Source organism: Methylobacterium sp. B4, assembly GCF_003201865.1.
In the GTDB taxonomy this organism is placed as follows: domain Bacteria; phylum Pseudomonadota; class Alphaproteobacteria; order Rhizobiales; family Beijerinckiaceae; genus Methylobacterium.
In genome coordinates, this window is record NZ_QJJJ01000013.1 from 75207 (window position 1) to 99244 (window position 24038).

At 71.4% G+C, this 24038-nt stretch carries 20 protein-coding genes; 8 read left to right on the forward strand and 12 right to left on the reverse strand.

Features of this window, described 5'->3' with window-relative positions; genetic code table 11:
• Positions 1-2 precede the first annotated feature (2 nt).
• The 3 genes from BY998_RS16230 to argJ are packed head-to-tail and all read right to left on the reverse strand — an operon-like array spanning position 3 to position 2376.
• A complete protein-coding gene (locus BY998_RS16230) occupies positions 3-422 on the reverse strand; it encodes a (deoxy)nucleoside triphosphate pyrophosphohydrolase (protein ID WP_110352651.1) in 420 nt (139 codons plus the stop codon).
• Complete coding sequence (locus BY998_RS16235; protein WP_110352652.1) at positions 419-1135, reverse strand: SIMPL domain-containing protein; 717 nt, start codon at positions 1133-1135, stop codon at positions 419-421. The genes BY998_RS16230 and BY998_RS16235 overlap by 4 nt, the downstream gene beginning before the upstream one ends.
• A complete protein-coding gene (gene argJ / locus BY998_RS16240; protein WP_110352653.1) occupies positions 1132-2376 on the reverse strand; it encodes a bifunctional glutamate N-acetyltransferase/amino-acid acetyltransferase ArgJ in 1245 nt (414 codons plus the stop codon). The genes BY998_RS16235 and argJ overlap by 4 nt, the downstream gene beginning before the upstream one ends.
• A gap of 226 nt (positions 2377-2602) precedes the next feature.
• Here argJ and BY998_RS16245 point away from each other — a divergent pair, with 226 nt between their 5' ends.
• Both BY998_RS16245 and BY998_RS16250 read left to right on the forward strand, forming a co-directional pair.
• Complete coding sequence (locus BY998_RS16245) at positions 2603-3073, forward strand: histidine kinase (RefSeq protein ID WP_110352654.1); 471 nt, start codon at positions 2603-2605, stop codon at positions 3071-3073.
• Positions 3074-3156: 83 nt separating this feature from the next.
• Positions 3157-3711, forward strand: coding sequence for a glutathione peroxidase (locus tag BY998_RS16250; RefSeq protein WP_110352655.1), 555 nt, complete (start codon positions 3157-3159; stop codon positions 3709-3711).
• A gap of 28 nt (positions 3712-3739) precedes the next feature.
• On the opposite strand, the gene BY998_RS16255 is transcribed toward BY998_RS16250, so the two are convergent.
• Positions 3740-3964, reverse strand: coding sequence for a hypothetical protein (locus BY998_RS16255; protein ID WP_110352656.1), 225 nt, complete (start codon positions 3962-3964; stop codon positions 3740-3742).
• Positions 3965-4063: 99 nt separating this feature from the next.
• Between BY998_RS16255 and BY998_RS16260 the strand changes: the two genes are divergently transcribed.
• Together BY998_RS16260 and BY998_RS16265 are read left to right on the forward strand one after the other, a co-directional pair.
• The gene (locus tag BY998_RS16260) at positions 4064-4291 is read left to right on the forward strand and encodes a hypothetical protein (RefSeq protein WP_110352657.1); all 228 of its coding nucleotides are present in this window, start codon (positions 4064-4066) and stop codon (positions 4289-4291) included.
• 90 nt (positions 4292-4381) lie between these two features.
• On the forward strand, positions 4382-4624 hold the full coding sequence (locus BY998_RS16265; RefSeq protein WP_110352658.1) for a DUF2188 domain-containing protein: 243 nt from the start codon (positions 4382-4384) through the stop codon (positions 4622-4624).
• Between the two features lie 155 nt (positions 4625-4779).
• Here BY998_RS16265 and putA read toward each other — a convergent pair whose 3' ends face one another.
• The 3 genes from putA to BY998_RS16280 all read right to left on the reverse strand — a co-directional run bounded on the left by putA (position 4780) and on the right by BY998_RS16280 (position 11928).
• A complete protein-coding gene (gene putA, locus BY998_RS16270; RefSeq protein ID WP_181425540.1) occupies positions 4780-7887 on the reverse strand; it encodes a bifunctional proline dehydrogenase/L-glutamate gamma-semialdehyde dehydrogenase PutA in 3108 nt (1035 codons plus the stop codon).
• 82 nt (positions 7888-7969) lie between these two features.
• Complete coding sequence (locus BY998_RS16275) at positions 7970-11527, reverse strand: AsmA-like C-terminal region-containing protein (protein ID WP_110352659.1); 3558 nt, start codon at positions 11525-11527, stop codon at positions 7970-7972.
• Between the two features lie 161 nt (positions 11528-11688).
• On the reverse strand, positions 11689-11928 hold the full coding sequence (locus tag BY998_RS16280) for a hypothetical protein (protein ID WP_110352660.1): 240 nt from the start codon (positions 11926-11928) through the stop codon (positions 11689-11691).
• 114 nt (positions 11929-12042) lie between these two features.
• On the opposite strand from BY998_RS16280, the gene BY998_RS16285 reads away from it, so the two are divergent.
• Both BY998_RS16285 and BY998_RS16290 read left to right on the forward strand, forming a co-directional pair.
• Complete coding sequence (locus BY998_RS16285; RefSeq protein ID WP_110352661.1) at positions 12043-14415, forward strand: UvrD-helicase domain-containing protein; 2373 nt, start codon at positions 12043-12045, stop codon at positions 14413-14415.
• Between the two features lie 390 nt (positions 14416-14805).
• Complete coding sequence (locus BY998_RS16290) at positions 14806-15522, forward strand: PhoH family protein (protein WP_110352662.1); 717 nt, start codon at positions 14806-14808, stop codon at positions 15520-15522.
• A 67-nt stretch (positions 15523-15589) separates the two neighbouring features.
• Here BY998_RS16290 and BY998_RS16295 read toward each other — a convergent pair whose 3' ends face one another.
• Positions 15590-16483: a 3'-5' exonuclease gene (locus BY998_RS16295; RefSeq protein WP_110352663.1), complete on the reverse strand. Its 894-nt coding sequence runs from the start codon at positions 16481-16483 to the stop codon at positions 15590-15592.
• A 163-nt stretch (positions 16484-16646) separates the two neighbouring features.
• Between BY998_RS16295 and BY998_RS16300 the strand changes: the two genes are divergently transcribed.
• Complete coding sequence (locus BY998_RS16300) at positions 16647-17858, forward strand: oxalate decarboxylase family bicupin (protein WP_110352664.1); 1212 nt, start codon at positions 16647-16649, stop codon at positions 17856-17858.
• 5 nt (positions 17859-17863) lie between these two features.
• Here BY998_RS16300 and BY998_RS16305 read toward each other — a convergent pair whose 3' ends face one another.
• Positions 17864-20821: a bifunctional [glutamine synthetase] adenylyltransferase/[glutamine synthetase]-adenylyl-L-tyrosine phosphorylase gene (locus tag BY998_RS16305; RefSeq protein WP_110352665.1), complete on the reverse strand. Its 2958-nt coding sequence runs from the start codon at positions 20819-20821 to the stop codon at positions 17864-17866.
• Positions 20822-21117: 296 nt separating this feature from the next.
• Between BY998_RS16305 and BY998_RS16310 the strand changes: the two genes are divergently transcribed.
• A complete protein-coding gene (locus BY998_RS16310; RefSeq protein WP_110352666.1) occupies positions 21118-21357 on the forward strand; it encodes a hypothetical protein in 240 nt (79 codons plus the stop codon).
• Here the strand turns inward: BY998_RS16310 and BY998_RS16315 are convergent.
• From BY998_RS16315 to BY998_RS16325, 3 genes are read right to left on the reverse strand one after another with little or no spacing between them, the layout of a single operon-like run.
• Positions 21343-22764, reverse strand: coding sequence for an ATP-binding protein (locus BY998_RS16315; RefSeq protein ID WP_245421616.1), 1422 nt, complete (start codon positions 22762-22764; stop codon positions 21343-21345). The genes BY998_RS16310 and BY998_RS16315 overlap by 15 nt on opposite strands.
• On the reverse strand, positions 22761-23459 hold the full coding sequence (locus BY998_RS16320) for a response regulator transcription factor (protein ID WP_110352667.1): 699 nt from the start codon (positions 23457-23459) through the stop codon (positions 22761-22763). Before BY998_RS16320 ends, BY998_RS16315 begins: the two co-directional genes overlap by 4 nt.
• A 23-nt stretch (positions 23460-23482) precedes the next feature.
• Complete coding sequence (locus BY998_RS16325) at positions 23483-23992, reverse strand: OsmC family protein (RefSeq protein ID WP_110352668.1); 510 nt, start codon at positions 23990-23992, stop codon at positions 23483-23485.
• Positions 23993-24038: the final 46 nt, after the last annotated feature.

The following is a 24038-nucleotide window of genomic DNA, read 5'->3' on the forward strand; positions in this document are numbered from 1 at the left end:
GGTCAAGGGCCGAGCAGATCGATCAGGAAGGGGATCAGCGGCAGATCGGCCGGCGGCATCGGCAGGTCGCGCAACGCGCCCGGGCGGACCCAGCGGAGCGCCTGCGCCTCGCGCGACTGCGGAAACCCTTCCCAACGTCGGCAGATGTAGAGCGGCATGAGCAGGTGGAAATCCGGATAGGCGTGGCTCGCGAAGGTGAGCGGCGCGAGGCACGGCTCCTTCACCGCGATGCCGAGTTCCTCGGCGAGTTCGCGGATCAGGGTCTCCTCCGGTCGCTCATTGGGCTCGACCTTGCCGCCGGGAAACTCCCACAGGCCTGCCAGCGCCTTGCCCTCCGGACGCTGGGCCATCAGCACTCGCCCGTCGCCATCGACCAGGGCCGCCGCGACGACGAGCAGCAGCTTGAGGGGGACCGCGCTCATCGGCCGATCGCGAAGACCGCCTCGACCTCGGCCGCAGTCTCGATCGAGCCGGCCTCGACCGGCACCGCGGTGCGGCCGCGCGGTGCCGCCGCCTTCGCCATGGAGAGGGCGTAGGGCATCGGGCGCGGCTCGGCCCGGGGGGGCGAGTCGATCGACAGGACGGAGCCGAGCTTCACGCCGGTCGCCTCGGCGATGCGCTCCGCCTGGGCGCGCGCATCCCTGACCGCCCCGACCTGCACCGCGGATTCGGCCGCCTGCGGATCGCGCAGGCCGAAGCTGATCCCCTCGATGCGGTTCGCGCCGGAATCGAGCGCGCGCCGCATCAGTTCGCCGAGCTTGCCCATCTCCGCGAGGCGCACGCGCACGCGGTTGCCTGCCGTGTAGCCGTCGGCCTGCTCATCCGTCGTGCCGTCCGGCCGGCGTACGGTTCGGGTTCGTGGCTGAAGCGTGACGGAGGAGGTGCCGATATCGGCCTCGGCCACGCCCATCTCTCGCGCCGTGGCGATGATGCCCTTGGCCGCCCGGCTCGCGGCGTCGAGGGCGGCGGCCGGGGTGGCGCCGCGGCTCTCCACGCCGATCTGCACCGAGGCGAAATCCGGTGCGATCTCCTGCGAGGCCCGGCCGATCACACGGATGCGGCCCTCGTCGTCCGCCGCGGCGGGGGCGATGGGAAACGCGAGGAGCGCCAGCGCGGCGAGGGGGGCGAGCTTCACGAGCGGTAATCTCCGTTGATCGCGACGTAGGCCTTGGTGAGGTCGCAGGTCCAAACCCGCGCCCGCCCCTGGCCGAGGCCGAGATCGACCCGGACGGTGATCTCGGGCTCGCGCATCACGGCGCTGGCCGCGGCCTCGCTGTAATCGGGATCGCGCGCGCCCTGCACGGCGACGCGAACGTCCCCGAACCAGATCGCCAGCCGGTCGCGGTCGGCGGGTTCGCCGGCCTTGCCGACGGCCATGACGACGCGGCCCCAATTGGCGTCCTCGCCGGCCACCGCCGTCTTCACCAGCGGCGAGTTGGCGATCGACATGGCGATGCGGTGGGCCGACGCGTCGTTCTCGGCGCCCTCCACTCTGACGGTGACGAGCTTGTTGGCGCCCTCCCCGTCCCGGGCGACGAGTTGCGCCAGCTCGATCAGCAGATCGTCGAGCGCGGCGCGGAAAGCGGCCAGCCGCGAATCGTTCGCATCGCCGACCGCCTCGTTGCCCGCCGTGCCGGTGGCGAAGAGCAGCAGGGTGTCGGATGTGGAGGTGTCGCCGTCCACGGTCACGCAGTTGAACGAGGTCTTGGTGCCCTCGCTCAGGAGGGTCTGAAGCACCTCCCGCGGCAGGGCCGCATCGGTGAAGGCGAAGGAGAGCATCGTCGCCATGTCGGGGGCGATCATACCCGCGCCCTTCGCGATGCCGTTGATCGTCACCGGCACGCCGCCGATCTCGGTGCGGCGGGTGGCGAGCTTCGGGAAGGTATCCGTCGTCATGATGGCTGTCGCCGCCTGCGCCCAGGCCTCGGCGCCGCCCTCGGCGCGCGCGGCGCAATCGGCCAACACGCCCTCGAACTTGCGGGCATCGAGCGGTTCGCCGATCACGCCGGTCGAGGCGATCATCACGGCGGACGGGGCACAGCCCGCCGCCTGCCCCGCGATCTCGGCGGTGAGCGCCACGGCCTCGCGGCCCTTCAGGCCGGTGAAAGCGTTGGCGTTGCCCGAATTGACGACGAGCGCCCGCGCGCCGAGGCCCGTGGTCAGAGCATCGCGGCACCAATCGACCGGGGCGGAGGGGCAGCGGGAGCGGGTGAACACCCCGGCCACGGCGGTGCCCTCGTCGAGCGCCACGTAGAGCACGTCCGTGCGGTCCTTGTAGCGGATGCCGGCCTGGGCAGTGGCCAGACGCACGCCCGCGATCTCGGGCAGCGCGGGCGTGGTCGACGGCGCCAGCGGCGAGATTTCGGTGGATGACATCGGTCGGCTCCGTCTCTGATTCCGTGCCCGCCGCGGCGGGCCGCACGAGAGCGGCGCCCTCGCACGCGGACGCGACACCGGGATGAAGCCCGGCATCGCCGGCCGTTCTCTCGCCCCCGGGCCGTCGCGCGTCAACACGCGCAGGGAGCGCGGCTCGGGGCACCGTCGTGGACGCTTTGCGAAAAGCAGAGCCACTTGAATCCGTTACGCAATACGCTAACCTCGAATGATGCAGCGCAAACTGGATCTGGACGACGGCCCGATCGACACTGCGATGTCCTTCGCGGGCGCGGAGGGAGCCGCACCCTCTTCTTCGCGCAGCTGCTACGGCGTCCAGGTCCTGATCGCGGGGCGCCGCAAGCAGTGGCGCGACGACGTGATCGGACAGATCCGGCGCGCCGGCTACAGCGCGATCACCGTCGACTCCGCCGTCGATGCCCTGACGGTTCTCGTGCTCGGCCTGCCCGTCGACGTTCTCGTGACCGATGCGGAGCTGCACGGCACGATGGGTTTTGGCGAACTCGCCGCGGAAGCGCGTGCGCTGCGGCCGAATCTCGGCATCGTCGTCGCCTGCGACGGTGCGATCGCGGATTGCATCGAGCGGATGCCGTCGGACACGCTGCTGGTGCCGCGCCCGGCGGAGGAAGAGGCGGTCGCGACCTCGGTGCGCGAGGCCCTCGCCGCGCGCGCCGCCTGAGGCCGAGGCGCCTGCCGCGACGATAGGGCCCGTACCGCGATGTGCGCTGCGCGTGGCAGCTTCCGGTCCGGAGGAATCACGCCATGACGATACGACGCCGCGAGTGCCTCGCCCTGCTCGCCCTCTTCGCTGCGGCGCCCGCCCGCGCCGGGGAAGCCGGCCCCGCCGGAGCCTTCGCCTTCGATAAGCCCGGCGGCGGCAGCCTTGCCCTGGCCGATCTGGCGGGCAAGCCCATCCTCGTCGTCAACACCGCCACGGCCTGCGGTTTCGCTCCCCAATTCGCCGGCCTTCAGGGCCTGTGGACCCGCTTCGGCGAGCGGGGCCTGACGGTGATCGCCGTCCCCTCCCCCGATTTCGGAAACCAGGAACCGCTCGACGGGACCGCCATCGCCGAGGCGGCGCGCAAGAACCACGGCGTCACCTTCCCGGTCACCGACAAGACCCATGTCCGGGGCGCGGGCGCGCACCCGTTCTATCGCTGGGCGGCGGAGCAGAAGCCGGGCCAGACGCCGCAATGGAACTTCCACAAGTATCTCGTCGGCCGCGACGGCACCCTGCGGGCCGCCTTCGCCACGCCGGTCGATCCGAGCGATCCGCGCATCGTCAGCGCCATCGTCGCGGAGCTGGGGCAGGCCTGATCCGGCCGAGCGTCGTCCGACGGCGCCTTCACCACCCCGGGATCGCGGCGGGCGGAACCGGTCCGCGCTCGATCCGGGCCGGGGGGCGGGGCCGAGCGGCGCGCACGGGCCGAAGGCGCCCGTCCGGCCCGACCAGCCGCGGCGGAGCCGAGGGGTAGTTCGAAGCGAAGGGGTTCGACGGCACGTCCTGCGCCGAACAGGGCAGGACGCCGAGGCAGAGGCTTGCGGCGGCGAGGGCGAGGATCGGGCGCATCGGGCGTGTTTTTTCCGGGCGGGGAGGTCTCGTGCCAGCATAGGGCGGCTCCCCATATGGCGACAGGCCGCGTCTCGCCGCGGCTTCGGGAGGTCCAGCATGGAACCGCACAGCTTCGAGCATGACGGGATCGTCTACGAGGTGAATTTCGAGCGTCGGCCGGAGGGCTGGATCGCCCGCATCCGGCCCGAGGACGGGGCGGAGGCGCATGTCTTCGCCTTTCCCGACGGGGTCGGCTTCGATCCGCAGGACGTGCGCGGCTCCCTCATCGCCGGCTGCCGGGCGGTGGTCGAGCGGCTGCCGCAGCGCCCGCCCACGCGGCACTGAGGCCCTGGGGATACGGAACCTCCGGCAGCGCAACCGGTTCGGGCTCCATCACACGCGCTCATCCGAGCCGAAGCGAACGGATCTCCGCAGATGACCGAAGTCACCTACCACATCGTCGAGCACGACGGCGGCTTTGCCTACAAGGTCGGGGACGTGTTCTCTGAGACCTTCCCGAGCCGGCAGGAGGCGCTGGAGGCTGCGCAGGCTGCCGCCGCAGAGCAGCAGGTGCCGGGCTCGACCGAGGGCATCCGCTACCAGGACGGGCGCGGACAGTGGCACGACGAGACCGCCCAGGGCAGCGACCGTCCGATCGCCCGCGTGGCGGAGGACTGACGCCTCGCGTCCGACGACCTTGGCTGTTCGATCGAGAATCGGCGTCAGCGAAACGGTCCAGTTGCGCGACCTCCCCCGGATCGTATCGAGCGCTGGATCGCTCCGCCTCGCCGTGACGGGGTCTCGTTGCCCGAAGACATCGGGCGGCTCTCGCCTCAACCGTCGAGGGTGATGAGCCCGACGCTGCCGCCCGCGGCCGCCGTGTTCACGGTGAGCGTGCGCTCGGTGGCGAAGCGGGGCAGGTAATGCGGGCCGCCGGCCTTCGGGCCGGTGCCGGAAAGGCCGGTGCCGCCGAAGGGCTGGCTGCCCACGACCGCCCCGATCATGTTGCGGTTCACGTAGACGTTGCCGTGGGGCAAGGCGGCGGCGATCCGCTCGGCGGCCTCCTCGATCCGCGAATGGATGCCGAGCGTCAGACCGTAGCCGCCCTGCCGGATCGCTTCGATGACGCGATCAAGGTTGCTCGCGGGATAGCGCACCACGTGGAGGATCGGGCCGAACACCTCCTCGCGTAAATCCGAGACACGATCGATCTCGAAGACGTGCGGTGCCACGTAGAGCCCGTCCGGCGCGCTGCCCGCATGATGCGTTCGCGCCGAGGCCCGCATCCGCGCGACATACGCCTCGAGCCGCTGCTTGGCCTGCCCGTCGATCACCGGTCCGAGATCGGTCGCGAGCGCGCGCGGATCGCCGACCCGGAGTTCGCGAGCGGCGCCGACCACCTCCGCGATCATCCGCTCCGCCACCTCCTCCTGAACCAAGAGAAGCCGCAGCGCCGAGCAGCGCTGGCCGGCCGAGCGGAAGGCGGAGGTCACGACGTCGTCCGCCACCTGCTCCGGCAGGGCGGTGGCATCGACGATCATGGCGTTGATGCCGCCGGTCTCGGCGATCAGCGGAAGGATCGCACCGTCGCGGGCGGCGAGCGCCCGGTTGATGCTCTGCGCCGTCGCCGTGGAGCCGGTGAAGACGACACCGCCGAGTAAGGGATGGCCGATCAGGGCCGCCCCTGTCTCCGGTCCGCCGGGAACGAGATGCAGGGCGCCCGCCGGCACGCCGGCGGCGTGCAGCAGGCGCACGGCGAGATGGGCGATCAGGGACGTCTGCGGCGCGGGCTTGGCGACGACCGCGTTGCCCGCCATCAGCGCCGCCGAAACCTGCCCCGTGAAGATCGCGAGCGGGAAGTTCCAGGGCGAGATCGCCACGAAGACGCCGCGTCCGGCCAGACGAAGGGTGTTGGCTTCGCCTGCCGGGCCGGGCAGAGCAGCCGGCGTCGCGAAGAGGCGGCGCCCCTCCGCCGCGTAGAAGCGCAGGAAGTCGATCGCCTCGCGCCACTCGGCCACGGCGTCGTCCAGGGTCTTGCCGGCTTCCGTCTGGAGGAGATGGAGCAGGCGCGCGCGCTCGCCCACGAAGGCGTCGGCGGCCCGCTCCAGGCAGGCGGCGCGCTCGGCGGCCGAGGTCGCGCTCCAGGCGGGGAAGCCGCGCCACGCCGCCTGCATGGCCCGCGCTGCGGTCTCGGGCCCCGTCTCCCTCACGCTGCCGAGCGGCACGCGATCGATCGGGCCGAGGAGCGGGCGGCCCGGCCCGGGAACGGTGGCGCCGTCGATGACGGGACCGCTCTCGCCCGGGCCGGCAGCGGCCTCGATTTCGGCCGTGAGGCGCCGGAGCGCCGCGCTATCGCCGAAGGCGAGGCCCGGGCTGTTGGGTCGCCCGTCGAAGAGGTCGCGCGGCAGCGGGATCTTCGGGTGGCGGGCCCGCGACGGGTCATCGATCAGCGCCTGCGGCCGGACGAGCAGGTCCGCGATCGGAACGGAGGGATCGCCGGCCCGAGAGACGAACGACGAGTTCGCCCCGTTCTCCAGCAGGCGGCGCACAAGGTAGGCGAGCAGCTCGCGGTGGCCGCCGACGGGCGCGTAGACCCGCTGGCCGATGTCCGGTGCGCGCGCGGCGAGTCGTTCGTAGAGCGCCTCGCCCATGCCGTGCAGCCGCTGGAACTCGAAGCCCGCCTCCCCTTGCCCGGGCCGCTCGACCTGTCCGGCGAGGCCGAGCACGCTCGCCACGGTGAGCGCGTTGTGCGTAGCGAACTGCGGATAGAGCCGGGGGCGGTGCGCGAGCAGGTGCCGGGCGGCGACGAGATAGTTCAGATCCGTCATCGCCTTGCGGGTGAAGACGGGATAGTCGGGCAGCCCCAGGACCTGGGCGAGCTTCACTTCGGTATCCCAGTAGGCACCCTTCACGAGGCGTACCATCAGCCGCCGGTCGTGATGGGTGGCGAGCGCGGCCACGTGGTCGATCACGGCCAGACAACGCTTCGAATAGGCCTGGACGGCGAGCCCGTACCCATCCCAGCCCGCGAGCGCCGGATCGGCCAGGACCGCGGCGAAGACCGCCAGCGAGAGTTCGAGGCGTTCGGCTTCCTCCGCGTCGAGGGTGAAGTTGAGGTCGTGAGCGCGGGCCTCGCGCGCGAGATCGCGCACCACAGGAACCAACTCGGCCATGACCCGGACGGCCTGCATCGGCGCGTAGCGCGGGTGGAGCGCCGAGAGCTTCACGGAGATACCCGGCCGGGCCGGCAGGGCGGCGTTGCCCGCCTCACGGCCGATCCGTGCGATCGCCTCGGAATAGGCGTGGCGATAGCCCTCCGCATCCTGCGCGGTGCGGGCGCCCTCGCCCAGCATGTCGAAGGAGTAGCGCAGGCGCCGGGCTGAACCCGAGCCGGTCCGCCTGAGCGCCGTCGCGATATCCTCGGCCAGGACGAACTGCCCGCCCATCACCCGCATCGCCCGGTGGGCCGCCGCCCGCACGGCCGGGCGGCCCAGGCGCCGCACCATGCCGCCGAGCGTGACTTCCGGCGTGTCCTGCGGCCCGACGAGGCGGGCGCCGAGACCCAGCGCCCAGGCGGCGGCCTGGGCGAGTCCGTTCTCCGAGCGTGCCGTGTGATGGGCGAAGTCGCCCTCGCGCAGCTTGTCGGCGATCAGCCGGTCGGCGGTCGCCGCATCGGGAACCCGCAGCAGCGCCTCGGCGAGGCTCATGAGGGCCAAGCCCTCGCGGGTCGTGAGCGCGTATTCCCGCAGCAGGGCCTCGACCGCGCCGTGGCCGGCATCGGCCCGGACGGCGCCGATCAGGTCCGTAGCCAGGGCATCGACCGCCGCCTCCGTCGCACCGGACTGCGTCGCGCCGCGCAGGAGGCTTTCGGCCAGGGCTCCATCGTCGGGCGCGTAGGGCGCCTCGAAGCGCGGAGGCGGCACGGGGCCCGGTGCAATCATCGCGACATTCCCCGCATCGATCGTCCGCACCATCATCGCCCGCGCGCCCCGGCCGCGGAAGCCGTCCCTCCCGGAACGACTCTCAGGGCCGGGCGGCGGGTGGGCTGATGTCGAGAGGCTGCGCTCCCGGCGCGGCCGGCGGCTCCGCCTCGATGCGCGCGCGGCGGGATGCCTCCTCGGACTCCCGCTGGCGCGCCTGACGCGCGGTCTCCTCCGCCTCGCGCTGGCGGGTTTGCCGGGCGGCCTCCTCGGCGGCCTGCTGGGCGCGGAGGCGGGTCTGCCGCGCCGCTTCCTCGGCGGCGGCACGGGCGCGATCCATCTCGATGCGGGCGCGGCGGCGCTGGCGCTCGCTCTGGTCGGCATCGAACAGCTCGATCTTCTCCAGTTCGCGCTGGAGCACGAGGGCGGCCAGCCCCGTGGTCAGCGGCGCGGCGTCGAGCCGCCGCTCGGGCTCGGCCAGCGGCCCGGCGAAGCCGAGCTGGATCGCGGGCGGCGCGCCGGACCAGCCCTTCGGCCCGGCTGCCGCGGTGAGGGCGCCGCGGGCGTCGAGGCTGCGATTGCGCAGATCGACCTGCAGGGTTCCGCTCCAGCGCGCCGGGCCGAGATCGAGAGCGAGCGGCGCCGTGCGCAGGGTCCCGCCCGACACGGTGACGGGGACCGAAACGGGCCCCTTCGCCCGCAGCGGCGCCGCGGAGAGTTCCTCGGAGACGAGCGCCTGGAGGCGGCCCTCGCGGAGAGGATCGTCCTCTGCCAATGCCCGGCCCAGAGCGCGGTCCAGCGCGCCCGGCTCGGCGTCCGGCAGGCTGAGATCGGCAAGCCGGATCTCACCGCTGCCGGAGAGGTCATCGGCCAGAGCCGCGGGGCTTGCGCCGGTCGCGCCGAAGCGCAGCGCGGCCGAGAGCCGGCCGGCCAGGGTGCTGGAGCGGGTCAGGCGGCCCAGTTCCACGTCGCTCAGCGTGCCCTCGCCCGAGATTGCACCCGCGCCGCCCGGCCGGGCCAGAGTGACGCTGCCGCCGATCCGCCCTCCGGCGAGGGCGGCGGAGAGGTCGCGCAGGCTCAGCACCTCGCCCTCGCGCAGGAGCGTCAGGCTCGCGCCCTCGGCGACGAGGCCGCGGCCGAGTTCGAGCTGACCGACCTTGAGCCCCAGGCTCGCCCGCGTCTGGCCCGGCGCGGACGCGAACCGCCCACCCGGTTCCGTCGGCAGCACCGTCGCCGCCGCGAGAGCCGGGAGCGAGAGGCGGCCGAGTGCGGCCGTACCGCTCAAACCGCCGTCCGGCGCGCGATCGAGGGCGGCGGAGAGATCGGTCCCGGCCACCTGCCCGCTCAAGTCGACGTGAAACGCCGCATTCCGGCGCGAGACGGCAAGGGAGAGTGTGCCTGGCAGCGCGGGAAGGGTTCCGGCGGCTCCGGCGAGTTGCAGGAAGGGGCCGAGATCCGGCGCATCCAAACGGATTTCGCCACCCGTGGGCGGTCCGTCGAAGCTTCCGAGCAGCAGGGGGCGCGGCGTCGAGAGCGTCAGGCCCGCAAGCTCGCCCTCGATCGTGAGGGCGAGCGGCGGGCTCTCCCGCCCGGCCTCGCCCGCGGGCCGGGCGCCGGCCAGACGCAGGCGGCCCGGCCGGCGCAGGGCGGCGATCTCGTCGCGGCCGAACCAGCGCCCGGTCCTCGGCGTCGACAGGGTCGCGTCCAGGCGGTCGATCCGGCTGGCGCGGGTCAACAGCGCGAGGTCGATCTCGCCGTCGCCGGCCTTGCCCCGGGCGGTGGCGCGCAGGGTATCGGCCTCGCCCGATTCGCGTTCCAGGGTCAGGTCGAGGGCAAGGCCCGCCTCGCGGAAGCTGCGGGGTACGAGCCGGGCCTCGGGCAGGAAGCCGCGCTCCAGCAGGGCCATCAGCGGCGCAGCCTTGCCCGCCGCGACATGGCCTTCGATCCGCCCGGAGCCGTCAGGGGCGATCCGCCCGGCGAGCTGCGCGCTGGCGCCGGCGAGGTCGGCGATGTCGAGCCCGTCGACCACGAGGCTCGCGCCGTCCGATTGCAGGCTCACCGAGATGGTGCCGTTGCCGGAATTCGCCCCCGAAGGCCCGTAGCGGACATCCCGCGCCTTCAGGGTGAGGCCGAGATCGTGCCGGTTCAGGCCGGCCATCAGCTGGCTCACCGGCGGCAACTCGGCGATGTCGATACCGCTGGCCGCGATCTGCGCATCGAGCCGCCCGCGCCCGCTCGGGCCCGCGCGCACGTAGCGCGCATTCCCGGTCAGGCGCGCCGAGCCGAGGGCGAGACGCAGGTTGCGCAGGGACAATTCCCCGCCTGCCGCCGAGAGGTCCGTGCCGAGATCGAAGGCCCGGCCGTCGAGGATCGCGGTGACGGTCTCCTCCGCGCCGATACGGCCGAGATAGCGCCCGAGCGCTTCGGAGTTGCGGGCGGAGAGGTCGACATGGCCGGAGAACCGCGGCGAGCCCGCCAGCTCGATCTCGCCGGTGGCCGCGACGCTCGCAGCACCGGGGGCGGTGCCCTCGAAGCGACGCAGGACGAGACCGCCGCTGCGGTCGAAGGTGCCGCGCAGAACCACGTTGGCCCAGTCGTCGAGGCCGAGCGCCACCGTCTCGGCCGCGATGTCGAGATCGAGCATCAGCGGTGGGGTCAGCACGCCCGAGGACAGCCCCTGGGACAGGAGCGAGCGCCCTCCGGAGGAGAGCAGCAGGGCGTCGAGGTCGAGCCGGCGGGTGCGCAGCGTCAGGCCGAGCCGGCCCTCGCGCAGGTTGAGCCGGCCGGTGCCCGAGAGCCGCGCGGCTTTGCCGCCGGGGTCGATCTCCGTTTCCACGCTCTTGGCATTCAGCACGGCGCCGCGGGCGTCGAACTTGGCCGTCATCGTGAAGGGCAGTCCGGCGCCGGCGGGCTGGACCGGCGGGCCGACGGTGAGCTTGGCCGACCCTTCCGCCTCCGGGATGAGGCCGCGACGGCCGTCTTCCCCACCCACCGTCTCCTCGGCCTGGAAGGCGATGCGGGCATCGAGCTCCAGGCGGGGCAGCGTGTCCCCGCCGCCGGTGGCCTTCAGGGAGAACGCGCCGTCCGCTCCCGCCGCGCTGGTGGCGAGATGGAAGGGGCTGCCCTTCACCGTCCCCTCGGCGAGCCAGGGGCCGGCGAGGGTCGGCGCCCTCAAGCGAAGGTTCTCGGCGCGGATCTGCTCCTGCGGGCGCTCGCCGACCCGCCGGGTCGCGATCGCGAGGCGGCGGATGCGCAGATCGTCGATCACGATGTCGCGGCGCATCGCGGTCTGGGCGCGCGGCAGCAGCAACGCCTCGTCGGAGACCGGAAGGATCAGGGCGGCCTGCTCGATGAGGGTCTGTACGAAGCGGACCTCGCCCTTGAGGAGGGGTGCGAGGGCGATCTCGGCATCGACCGCGCGGGCGTCGAGCATCGGCCCATCCTCGGCGCCGAGGCGCAGCCGGGCGAGGCGGAGATGCGGCGAGGGCAGCAGACGCACATCGACCGCGCCCTCGCTGCGGGCTCCGGCGCCGATCGACTCGGCCAGTGTGCGGTCGATCAGCGCCCGGTGCGCCGACCAATCGATGAAAGGCGGCACCGCCAGCGCCGCCACGAGAACCAGAACGACGGCGCCCGCCAGCGCGGTCAGGAAATCACGCACCGTATTCGCTTCCGCCTGGCCTGCGGGCCGCAGGACTCCATTCGCGTCTCACGCGCGCTTCGACGGGATAGGGCCGCTGGAACCGCGCGAAACTCAGTCGCTTCCGCCCATAGCACAGGCTGCGGCCGGCCCGCACCTCACGCTCAAGCTAGGGTCGCGGGTCAGCGGCGGACGCCGAAGGACGGTCCGGCCGGCGGGGGAGCGTTGAGCGGGGCCCGCTGGATCTGGTTGCGGATCGCGCTGTTCTCCAAAGTCTGCCGCTGCTCGAAGTTGCGGTTCTGGTTGCGATACTCGAAAACCTCATTCTGCCGGCTCGTCGCGCCCCGGTTGCCGGGGCTCTGTGCCAGGGCGGGCATCGCCCCGGCGAGCACGATCACGAGGGCGAGAGACGGGGCGCGCATGGCCTCGCATCCTTCATCTGGGCCAATTCGGGTCATCCGAGTGACGCGTGAGGGGGCTTGCCGGTTCCGGATCGGGTCTCGACGGCGTTCGCCTTTTGGTCCAGGGAGGCAGCCATGATGCAAGAGTCCGACGAGGACGCGTTCGACGCGTCCGGGCCGCGCCCGTCCGATGGCGGTGCCGCGTCCACCTCGATCGCCGCCCGCGCCATGGCCGCCCTGCGGCCCGAGGGAGCCGGCTACCTCTCCGGCCTCAACCCGGAGCAGCGCCGCGCCGTCGAGGCGACGGAGGGCCCCGTGCTCGTCCTCGCGGGCGCGGGCACCGGCAAGACGCGGGTGCTGACGACGCGCATCGCCCACCTGATCGCCACCGGCAAGGCCCGCCCCTACGACATCCTCTCGGTGACCTTCACCAACAAGGCCGCCCGGGAGATGAAGCATCGCATCGGCGGGCTGATCGGGCCGGCGGGCGAGGGCATGCCCTGGCTCGGCACCTTCCACGCCATCGGCACCAAGATCCTGCGCCGGCACGCGGAGCTCGTCGGGCTGAAATCCGACTTCACCATCCTCGGCACCGACGACCAGATCCGCTTGATGAAGCAGGTCATCGCCGACCAGAACATCGACGAGAAGCGCTGGCCGGCCCGCTCGCTCGCCCACACCATCGACGGATGGAAGAATCGCGGCCTCTCCCCCGAGCAGGTGCCGGCGGGCGAGGCGACGGCCTTCGCCTTCGGCAAGGGCGGCCAGCTCTACGCCGCCTATCAGGCCCGGCTCGCGACGCTCAACGCGGTCGATTTCGGCGATCTGCTGCTGCTCTGCCTCAAGCTGTGGCGCGAGAACCCGGACATCCTGGCCAACTACCAGGACCGGTTCCGCTACATCCTCGTTGACGAGTACCAGGACACCAACGTCGCCCAGTACCTCTGGCTCAGGCTGCTCGCCCAGGCGCGCAAGAACGTCGCCTGCGTGGGCGACGACGACCAGTCGATCTACGGCTGGCGCGGCGCCGAGGTCGACAACATCCTGCGCTTCGAGCACGACTTCCCCGGCGCCACCGTGGTGCGATTGGAGCGCAACTACCGCTCCACCGGCCACATCCTCGCTGCCGCCTCCGGCCTCATCGCCAGGAACGAGGGCCGGCTCGGCAAGACCCTGCGCACCGAAGATGCCAAGGGCGAACCGGTCACCGTGACCGGCTCGTGGGACTCTGAGGAGGAGGCACGCCAGATCGCGGAGTCGATCGAGTCGCTCCAGCGCAAGGGGCACGCGCTCTCCGAGATCGCGGTTCTGGTGCGGATCTCCGCGCAGATGCGCGAGATCGAAGACCGCTTCGTGCAGGTCGGCCTGCCCTACCGGGTCATCGGTGGCCCGCGCTTCTACGAGCGCGCCGAGATCCGCGACGCATTGGCCTACCTGCGCGTCACCATGAACGGCGCCGACGACCTCGCCTTCGAGCGCATCTTCAACACGCCCAAGCGAGGCCTCGGCGACGCCACCCTCCAGACCCTGCACGCCTTCGCCCGCGCCGACCGGATTCCGCTGCTCGCCGCTTCACGCAAGCTGATCGAGACCGACGAGTTGAAGCCCCGCGCCCGCTCGATGCTGCGCGGCCTCGTCGAGAGCTTTTCGCGGTGGACCCGGCTGATCGAATCCAAGCCCCATCCGGAGGTCGCGCAGACCATCCTGGAGGAATCCGGCTACACCGAGATGTGGCAGAAGGACCGCTCGGCGGACGCCGCCGGACGCCTGGAGAACCTCAAGGAATTCGTCCGCTCGATGGAGGAATTCCCCGACATGGCGGGCTTCCTCGAACACGTCTCCCTCGTCATGGAAGCCTCCGAGGCGGAAGGGGCCGACCGGGTCTCGCTGATGACGCTCCACGCGGCCAAGGGGCTCGAATTCGACACCGTGTTCCTGCCCGGCTGGGAGGACGGCCTGTTCCCCAACCAGCGCGCCATCGACGAGAGCGGCCGGGCCGGCCTCGAAGAGGAGCGGCGGCTCGCCCATGTCGGGCTCACCCGCGCCCGCAAGCGCGCCAAGCTGTCCTTCGCGGTCAACCGGCGCATCCACGGGCTGTGGTCCTCGACCATCCCCTCGCGCTTCATCGACGAATTGCCGCCCGAGGCCGTCGACGTGGTCGAGGCCCCGGCGCATTTTTCTGCGGGCGCCTCGCGCTTCGACCGCAACCCGACGCCGTTCGGCTCGTCCTACGGCACGCCGGGCTGGCAGCGGGCGCAGGCCAACACCTCCGGCGGGTTCGGCAGCGGGCGCGGCGGCGGAGGCCGCTCCACCGGGCCCCGCGAGATCGAGGGCGAACTGGTTGCCAAATCGACCGGTGCGCCGTCCGCCTTCGAGCACGGCCAGCGGGTCTTCCACACCAAGTTCGGGCCGGGCACGGTCGCGGGCGTCGACGGCAACAAACTCACCGTTGACTTCGACAAGGCCGGCCGGAAGATGGTCCTCGACAGCTTCCTCCAACCCGGTTGAGGCGTCCTGCCGGCGGGCCTTCGAAGGGTGGCCGGCCGCCGATCGCCCGAGGAGGGCGACGTCCGCGATGGCCCAAGCAGGATCGTCCCGATCCGCCGACGGCGCCGAGAGAGGCGCCCGGGTCATCGCTTCGTCGCAAAGCCGTCACGCCCCCGTCGCCCCCGCTTGCAAGGCTTGCGGGGCTCGCAGAAGCGTTGCCGTAAAGCCGCGTTCCACAGGCTTCGCGTCATCCGGTGGAACCGACTCAGGGTCGTTGGCTTTGCTCTTGCGTCAAGATGATCGAAGATCGGTAACGTCTTCGCCGAATCGAGGGAGTGTTCGGGCAGTCGAGTTTGGTTGAAAAATCGAGTTTGCGAGAGTCACGCACGAGTCAAGGTGGAGTGTTGATCCATGAAGAGACGACGCGCACGGCTTGAACTGGTTGAAGACCGCCCGATCCGCATGCATCGGACTCGTTTCGACGAGGAGCGAAACCCGGCACCGATACAACCACTAACGGAACGACAAGGCCAATATCTCGACGCCCTTGCAACATCTTCTCAAGTCATCGTTCTCGGCCCCGCCGGAACTGGAAAGACCTTCATCGCCGGTACCCGCGCCGCGGATCTTCTTCGCCAGCGCCGTATCGCCAAGGTCGTCATCACCCGCCCCAATGTCCCCTCCGGCCGCTCGCTCGGCTTCTTTCCCGGCACCCTGGAAGAGAAGATCGCGCCCTGGGTCGCGCCGCTCACCGAGACGATGAAGGAGCGCATGGGCGCGGCCGCCTTCGACATCGCGGTCAAGGCCGGGGACATCGAGGTGGTGCCGTTCGAGGTGATGCGCGGGCGCACCTTCAAGAACTGCCTCGTGATCCTCGACGAGGCGCAGAACACCACCACTGCCGAAATCAAGATGTTCCTGACCCGCATCGGCGACGATTGCCAGGTCATCATCAACGGCGACGTCTCTCAGACGGATCTCCGCGAGACCTCTGGACTACGCACCGTCATCCATCTCGTGAAAAGCCGCATGATGACGATTCCGATCGTCGAGTTCACTCTCGACGACATCGTCCGCTCCGGCATCTGCGCGGAATGGGTGAGGGCCTTCGAGGAAGCCAGCCTCTGATGGCCAGGCGCGACGGTGCCGGATCGGCACCGTCGCGCTTTTAAATTCGTCCGAGGCCGACGAAGCCTCAGGCGGCCGCGATGCCCTTGCTGCGCAGCGGCCCCACATCCTTGCCGTCGAGCTTTTCCCGCAGCCGCTCGACATCCCCGAGATTGTTCGAGATCAGATCGGTCACGTCTCCCTCGACCAAGGCATCGACGTGCCGGCAGCGGCGCCGATGGGTGCCCGCCGGGCAGGAGCAGCGCAGATACGGGCCGTCGGCCTGTTCTTCGAGCGCGAGCACGTAGCGGTTGCCGGTGCTGCCGCGCATGGAGAAGCGTAACTCGTTCGAGGGGCGCAGATCCACGATGCCCGAGGCGCGGATTGCCCGGGCCGAGGTCGAGCGGGTGAAGTCGCGCCGGGGCGCCGCCACCGCACGGATCGGCGTCAGGCCGAGACCCCGGACGAGATCGGCGATATCGGTCGCGCCGGTCTCGCGCAGAGCCGCGAGCGCGATCTCGGCGCAGGCATAGGCGTCCTCGCCCGCATCGTGGTGCTCGAAGCGGATGCCGAGGCGGCCCGCCACCTTCGCCAGCCCGTGCCCGGCCGGATCGGGGAAGATGCGCCGGGCGATCTGAAGCGTGCAATGCCCCGCCATCTCCGGCACCGGCTCGCCCCAGGCGGCGAGCGAGGCGGCGAGGACGCCCATGTCGAAGCCGGCATTGTGCGCGAGCATCCCGCCGGCCGAGAGGTCGGGCAGGAACTCGGCCATGGCTTCGGGAAAGGTCGGCGCATCGCGCACGTCCGCCGGCAGGATGCCGTGGATGCGGATGTTGCCGGGCGAGAACCGCATCTGCGGCGGGCGGATCAGGCGGGAGACGCGCCGCACCACGCGTCCGCCCTCGATCCAGGCAAGACCGACCGCACAGGCGCTGTCGCGCCGTTCGTTAGCGGTCTCGAAATCGATCGCGACGACGCTCATGGCGATGAGATTAGGGGCCGGCGGACCTCTCCCGCAAGGCACCCGGCGTCGCTCCCTACAGACGCTCCCTGCGGCGATCGCGCCGGATGTCGTGATCGCGGTGCCGGACACGAACGCACCTCCGGCTCGTTACCGGGCGGAATTAGGGATTACGGAGGTCGTCATGAACGTGTTCTCGCGCCGGGGCCTGATCGCCGCAGCGGGCGGCGTCGCATTGAGCGCTGGCGCCAACGCGGCGGACGGCCCGTCCCCGGTCCGGGGCGGCAAGGGCGCGGATATCCTGGGTCCGCGCAACACGCCTCGGGAAGCGGAGGACCCCTTCACCCTGGCACCGCCGAAGACCGATCACGGCACCATGCCGAACCTGAAATGGTCCTTCGCCGACAGCCACATGCGGCTGGAAGAGGGGGGCTGGGCGCGCCAGACCACGACGCGGGAGTTGCCGATCTCCACCGCCATGGCCGGCGTGAACATGCGCCTCAAGGCCAACGCGGTGCGCGAGATGCATTGGCACAAGGAAGCGGAGTGGGCCTACATGATCAAGGGGCGGGCCCGCATCACCGCCATCGACGGGGACGGGCGCACCTTCGCCGACGATGTCGGCGAGGGCGACCTCTGGTACTTCCCCTCCGGCATCCCGCACTCGATCCAGGGCCTCGAAGGCCCGGAGGACGGCTGCGAGTTCCTGCTCGTCTTCGACGACGGGCATTTCTCCGAGGACTCGACCTTCCTGATCACCGATTGGCTCGCCCATACGCCGCGGGACGTGCTCGCCAAGAATTTCGGTCTGCCGGAAAGCGCCTTCCAGGGGATCCCCGAGAAGGAACTCTACATCTTCCCTGGCCCGAAGCCGGGCGGGCTCGCCGAGGACAAGCTGGGTGGCGCCGGACCGGTGCCGAAGAGCTTCAGCCACAGGATGCTGGCGCAGGAGCCGATCCGCTCGAAGGGCGGCAGCGTGCGGATCACCGATTCCTCGATCTTTCCCGCTTCCACCACCATCGCCGCGGCCCTGGTCGAATTGGAGCCCGGCGCGATGCGCGAGCTGCACTGGCACCCGAACGGCGACGAGTGGCAGTACTACCTGTCCGGCCGCGGGCGCATGACCGTGTTCGGCTCGGAGTCGAAGGCGCGCAGCTTCGATTATCAGGCCGGCGACGTCGGCTACGTGCCCTTCGCCATGGGCCACTACATCGAGAACACCGGCGACACGCCGCTCACCTTCCTCGAGATGTTTCGCTCTCCGCGCTACGCCGACATCTCCCTGCGCCAGTGGATGGCCCTGACCCCGCACGCCCTGGTGCAGGCGCATACGCGGCTCGACCGTGCGGCGATCGACGCCCTGCCGCAGGCGAAGTCGCTGGTCGTGCCGGGCTGAACCGATCAGTCGGGGGCGCCGAGCCGCCGATCGAAGATCGCGCGCACCGCCGCCCGCTCCGCGTCGAGTTGGGCGGTGAGCGCCCTCGCGTCGGGCAGGTTGGCGGCGCGGGCGAGGCGGGCGAGCGCCACCGCGGAGGCTTGCGTCGGGTCGCCCTCGACCATGAGGCGCTGCCACTGATGCACGTCGTCGAGAAGACGGTAGGCCGCGTCGAGACGCTCCGCCTCCTCGCCCTCGATCAGCCCGGCCGCGGCGGCGTCGGCGAAGACGCCCGTTGCCTCCCGGCCGATCAGCGCCGGATGGGCCTGCGCGTGGCCGAGCACCAGGGCCTGCGCGAGGAAGTCGAGATCGAGCAGGCCGCCGGGGCTGAGCTTCAGGTCGAGCGGGCCGTGGTCGCCCTTCTCGCGCTCGACGGTGGCACGCATGGCGCGCACATCGCGGTAAACGGCGTCGGCGTCGCGTGCCTGGGTGAGCGCCTCGCGGATCACCGCCTGCACCTCTTCGGCGAGGCTCGCATCGCCCGCGATCACCCGGGCGCGGGTCAGCGCCATATGCTCCCACAGCTCCGCCTCCTCGCGCTGGTAGGCGCGGAAGCTGCGGAACTGCGACGCGGCCGCGCCCTGGCCCCCGCCCGGCCGCAGGCGCAGGTCGACCTCGTAGAGATGGCCGCGACGGGTCGGGGCGGTCAGTGCCGCGACGAGGCGCTGCGTCAGGCGATTATAGGCCACCGCCGCGTCGAGGGGCTTCGGCCCGGCGCTGGTGCGGTCGTCCGGATCGAAATCGTAGAGCACCACGAGATCGAGATCCGATTCCGCCGTGAGTTGGCGCGAGCCGAGCCGGCCGTAGCCGAGCACGACCATCCGCCCTCCCGGCACGGCCCCGTGATCGGCGAAGAAGGTCTTCGAGACCGCCTCAAGGGCCGTGGCGACCGCGGCGTCGGCGATGGCGGAGAAGGCCTCGCCGGCCGCCCGCGGCGTCAGGATGCCGGAGAGCAGCCGCGCACCCGTGAGGAAACGGAGCTGGCGGGCCGCGTCGCGGCTGCGGTCGAGGAAGGTCTCGTGACTGTCCGGCTTGCCCAGCAGGGCGCGGTAATGGGCGGCGAGTCCCTGCGGATCGACCGACGGATCGACGAAATCGGGGTCGATCACCGCATCGAGGACGTGCGGGGAGAAGGCGACGGTGTCGGCGAGCCGCGGCGCGCTGCCGAGGAGATCGGCGAAGAGCAGCCGCAGGCGCTCGTGCTCCCGCAGGATGGTCAGCAGCTCGACCGCCGCCGGCATCCGCCCGAAGGCGCGGTCGAGGTTGGCCAGAGCCGCATCCGGGTCCGGCGTGCCGGAGAGCGCCTTGAGCAGGGCCGGCACCAGTTCGGTCAGCACCTCCCGGGCGCGGGCGCTGCGCACCGCCGCGCGGCGCCCGAAATGCCAGCCGCGCACGGTGTCGGCCACCCGCTCGGGATCGCGGAAGCCGAGGCCGCGCAGGGTCGCGAGCGTCGCCGGATCATCCTCGGAGCCGCTGAAGACGAGATCGCCCAGTTCCGACGAGAGATCGGGGCCGGCCTCGAACAGCAGGGCGTAGTGGGCCTGGACGCGCCGGGCATGGGCCAGAAGGGCGGCCTCGAAGGCGGGCAGGTCGGCAAATCCGGCAAAGCGCGCGAAGGCTTCGAGTTCGCTCCGGTCGGTGGGCAGGCGCTGGGTCTGCTCGTCGCGCACCATCTGGAGGCGGTGCTCGACGGTGCGCAGGAAGACGTAGGCCGCTCCCAGCTCGTCCCGGGCCTCGGCCGAGATCCAGCCGTCCTCGTGAAGGGCGGCCAGCATCGGCACCGTGGCGCGGGCGCGCAGGGCCGGGCGGCGTCCGCCGAAGACGAGCTGCTGCGTCTGGACGAAGAACTCGATCTCCCGGATGCCGCCGCGGCCCAGCTTGATGTCGTGGCCGGCGACCGCAAGCGCCTCGTGGCCGCGCACGGCATGGATCTGCCGCTTCATGGCGTGCACGTCGGCAATCGCCGCGAAGTCGAAATACTTGCGCCAGACGAAGGGCGTCAGGTCGGCCAGGAAGCGCTCGCCCGCCGGAATGTCGCCGGCGATGGCCCGCGCCTTGATGAAGGCCGCGCGCTCCCAGTTCTGGCCCGTGGTCTCGTAATAGACGTAGGCCGAGGACAGGCTCATGGCCGTCGGGGTCGAGCCGGGATCGGGGCGCAGCCGGTAATCGACCCGGTGGACGTAGCCGTCGCCGGTGCGCTCCTGCAGCAGCTTCGAGACGCCTTGCGCCAGCCGCGTGAAGAAGGGCGTCGGCTCCAGCCCCTGTTTCAAGGGAGCCGCCTCGGGATCGAAGAAGACGATCAGGTCGATGTCGCTGGAATAGTTCAGTTCGCGTCCGCCGAGCTTGCCCAGGCCCAGCACCACGAGGCCGGAGCCGACCTGCGGCTCGGCCGGGTCCAGGGGGTGAAACCGGCCCGCGGCAGCGGCCTGCAGCAGCATCGCATCGACCGCCGCGCCGACGGAGGCATCGGCGAAATCCGAGAGCGCGGCGGTGATCCGAGCCAGCGGCCAGACCCCGCCGATATCGGCGAGCGCCAGGAGCAGGGCGTGTTCGGCCCGGTTGCGCCGCAGGGTCCGGCCGACCGCGTCGAGATCGGGCGCCTGCCCCTCCCCCGTTCGTCCGGCGCCGCGCTGTGCGGTGACGAGGCGGGCATCGGCGGCTTCCGGCGCCTCCTGCAGCAGCCGGGCGAGGCGCTGCGGATCGCGGGCGGCGAGCGACCAGAGGAAGGGCGAATGGTCGGCAAGCGCGGCCAGAAGGTTCCCGGCCGCTCCCTCGCACAGGGTGGCGGGAAGGGCCGCGGCGATCTCAGCGACCCGCGCGCGCGCCGCGTCCGGGTCGGACAGAGGCGGCGCCTGCCCCAGCCGTTCGAACAGGGGTGCGGTGCCGTCGTCGCGGGCAGCCTGCCCGCCGTCTCGCCTGCTCATGCCGTCCCCGTGTCGGTTCCAGGCGTCCCGCGTCGATGCCGGCGCGCGTGCCTGTCCATCAAACGCGCAATTCGCCCTCTGCCAAGGGGCGATCTCCGAACAGCGATGCGCCGCAGGCGCCGGGCGCCGGTCCAAGGCGTCCGACTATTCCTTCGTTCGAACGGTCCGCGGGCCCGTCTGGTGCCTCGCCCTGCCTTGTGGAAGAAAGCGGGACCGTGAAAATTTGCCGGCGGGAGCCTTGCCCGGGCGAGCGACGTTCGAGCCTTCGACGCACTGGATGGGAACGACGCGAATCGATGACCTACCCTCAGTTGATACCGATGGCCGAGGCCGCCGCCTTCACGATCGGCTGCGCGGTGATCGTGAGCCGTCGGTTCGACCCGCAGCGTGTCGGTGCCGTGCTGGCCGCGCTGCTCTTCGTGGTGTTTCTCGTCTTCCTCGTAATCTGGTCGATCGACAGCCCGCCGCCCTCGCTCGCGGACCCGAGCGGAATCAAAGGCTACACGACGGAGAGACCGTCCTCAGGCGATCTTTAGCGGCAGGATCAGAGCGGCGGCGAGCCCCGGCGCGTTGTCGGCGAGTTCGACCCGGCCGCCGTGCAGGCGCGCCACCGCGTTGACGAGGCTGAGCCCCAAGCCGAATCCGGGTCGGCTTCGCGCGGCGTCGAGGCGGATGAACCGGTCGAGCACACGCCCCCGCTCCGCCTCCGGGATGCCGGGGCCGCGATCGGCCACCCGCAGCCGGACCGCGCCGTCGGCCCGCGCGGCGTCGACCACGATCTCCCGGGGCGCGCCTTCGGCGGCGTCGCCGCCATACTTGATGGCGTTGTCGATCAGGTTGGCGAGCGCCTGACCCACCAACTCCCGGTTGCCGTCGAGCTGCAGGTCCGGCTCGGCCGTCACGGTCAGGCTCAGTCCCTTCTCCTCGGCCAGCGGCTCGTAGAGTTCGGCGACCTCGCGGGCCACCGCGCCCGCGTCGAAGCGGCGGAAGGTCTCGGGTGCGCTGCCGGCCTCCAGCCGGGCGATGGTCAAAAGCGCGTTGAACACACGGATCAGCCCGTCGCTGTCCTCGATCACGCCTTCGATGGCCATCCGCAGGGCATCGGGCGAATCGGCCGTGCGCAGGGCCTCGTCGGCGCGGTTGCGCAGGCGGGTGAGGGGCGTCTTGAGGTCGTGGGCGATGTTGTCGGACACCTCCTTCATGCCGCGCATGAGCTCGCCGATGCGCTCCAGCATCAGGTTGAGGTTCTGGGCGAGGCGGTCGAGCTCGTCGCCCGTGCCCGCCACACGGAGCCGCCCGTCGAGGTCGCCCGCCATGATGGTGCGGGTCGTCTCGGTCATGTCGTCCACGCGCTTGAGCACGCGGCTCGCCACGAACCAGCCGCCCACCACGCCGAGCAGCACCACCAGCGCCAGCGAGGAGCCGAAGGTGTTGCCGATCGCCGCCCGCAGACGGTCGCGCTCCTCGGTGTCGCGGCCCACGAGCAGGCGGAACCCGCCGGCCAGCGTATAGACCCGCATGATCGCCCGGTGCTCCTCCCCCTCCGCCTCGGAGCGGCGCCCATAGGGCCCGTCGTACTGACCGGGCTGGGACAGGACGCCGGAGGGGACCCGGCTGACATTGCCGACGATGTGCTCTCCGGCCGGCGTGGTGACGAGATAGAGCGAGGCGCCGGGTTCCTGGGCGCGCCGCTCCACCACGGCGATGAGCCGGCGCAGGCCGCCGGCCGTGTACTGCTCGGACAGGCCGTTGATCTCGGCGTCGATCGTCGAGACGATCTGGTCGTCGAGCACGCGTCGCGCATTCCAGGCGACGTAACCGAGCCCGAGCGAGGCCAGCAGCGCAAACAGCATGAGGTAGGCCAGCGACAGCTTGAAGGCCGTCGTGCGGAAGATCTTGCCGATCCGCGTCAGCGGCCGGTCGGGCGCGGATTCACGGGTCACGTGACGTGCGGCTCGTCGAGCCGGATCACGTAGCCGGCGCCGCGCACCGTGTGGATCAACGGATGCTCGAAGCCGCGGTCGATCTTGGAGCGCAGGCGCGAGACGTGCACGTCGATGACGTTGGTCTGCGGATCGAAATGATAGTCCCAGACATGCTCCAGCAGCATGGTCCGGGTCACGACCTGGCCCGCGTGCCGCATGAGGTATTCGAGCAGTCGGAACTCGCGGGGCTGGAGCACGATCTCGCGGCCCGCCCGCGTCACCCGGTGCGAGAGGCGGTCGAGTTCGAGATCGCCGACGCGGTAGGCGGTCGCCTCCGTCTGCCCCGGTGCGGCCGCCCGGCGGCGGGCGAGGACCTCGGTGCGGGCCAGCAACTCGGAGAAGGCGTAGGGCTTGGGCAGATAGTCGTCGCCACCGGCGCGCAGCCCCTTCACCCGGTCGTCCACCTGCCCCAGCGCGGAGAGGATGAGGACGGGGGTGGCGATCCCCTGCTCGCGCAGGGAGCGCACCAGGGAAAGGCCGTCGAGCTTCGGCAGCATCCGGTCGACGATCAGCACGTCGTAGTCGCCCTCGCGGGCCAGCGCGTAGCCGTCGAGGCCGTCGCCGGCATGATCCACGGCGTGTCCGGCTTCCCGGAACGCCTTGACCAGATAGGCGGCGGCCTCGCGGTCGTCTTCGATGATGAGCAGGCGCATAGCCTGTCAGATAAGACTCGCGCTCACGGACGGGAGGCGCTGACGGCCAATTCCGGCTTGTGGTTGAGCGTCTGGAACACCACGCAGTAACGCTCGGTCAGCTTGAGGAGCTGGTCGAGCTTTTCCTGGGGCGCGTCGGTGTCGAGGTCGAACTTCAGGCGGATGGCCCGGAAGCCGACCGGTGCCTCCTTGTCGACACCCAGCGTGCCGCGGAAATCGAGGTCGCCCTCGGCGCTGACGGTGCCGGCCTTGAGCGGGATTTCGAGCGCGGTCGCGACCGCCTTCACGGTGACGCCGGCGCAGGCGACGAGCGCTTCGAGCAGCATGTCGCCCGAGCACAATTCGGCGCCTGAGCCGCCGGTCGCCGGGTGGAGGCCCGCCACCGCGAGCGCCCGGCCGGTCTCGACCTTGCAGGCGATGCTGGTGTCGTCGAGCGAGCCCTTGGCCTTGAGGGTGACGACGGCGGAATCCGGCGTCTCGCGGTACTGGTTCTTGAGCGGGGCCTGGAGCGCGCGCAGGGCGTTGGCGTCCATCGTGGTGACCTCCCGATTTTTCTTGGATGAAGGCCCGGGCTTTAGC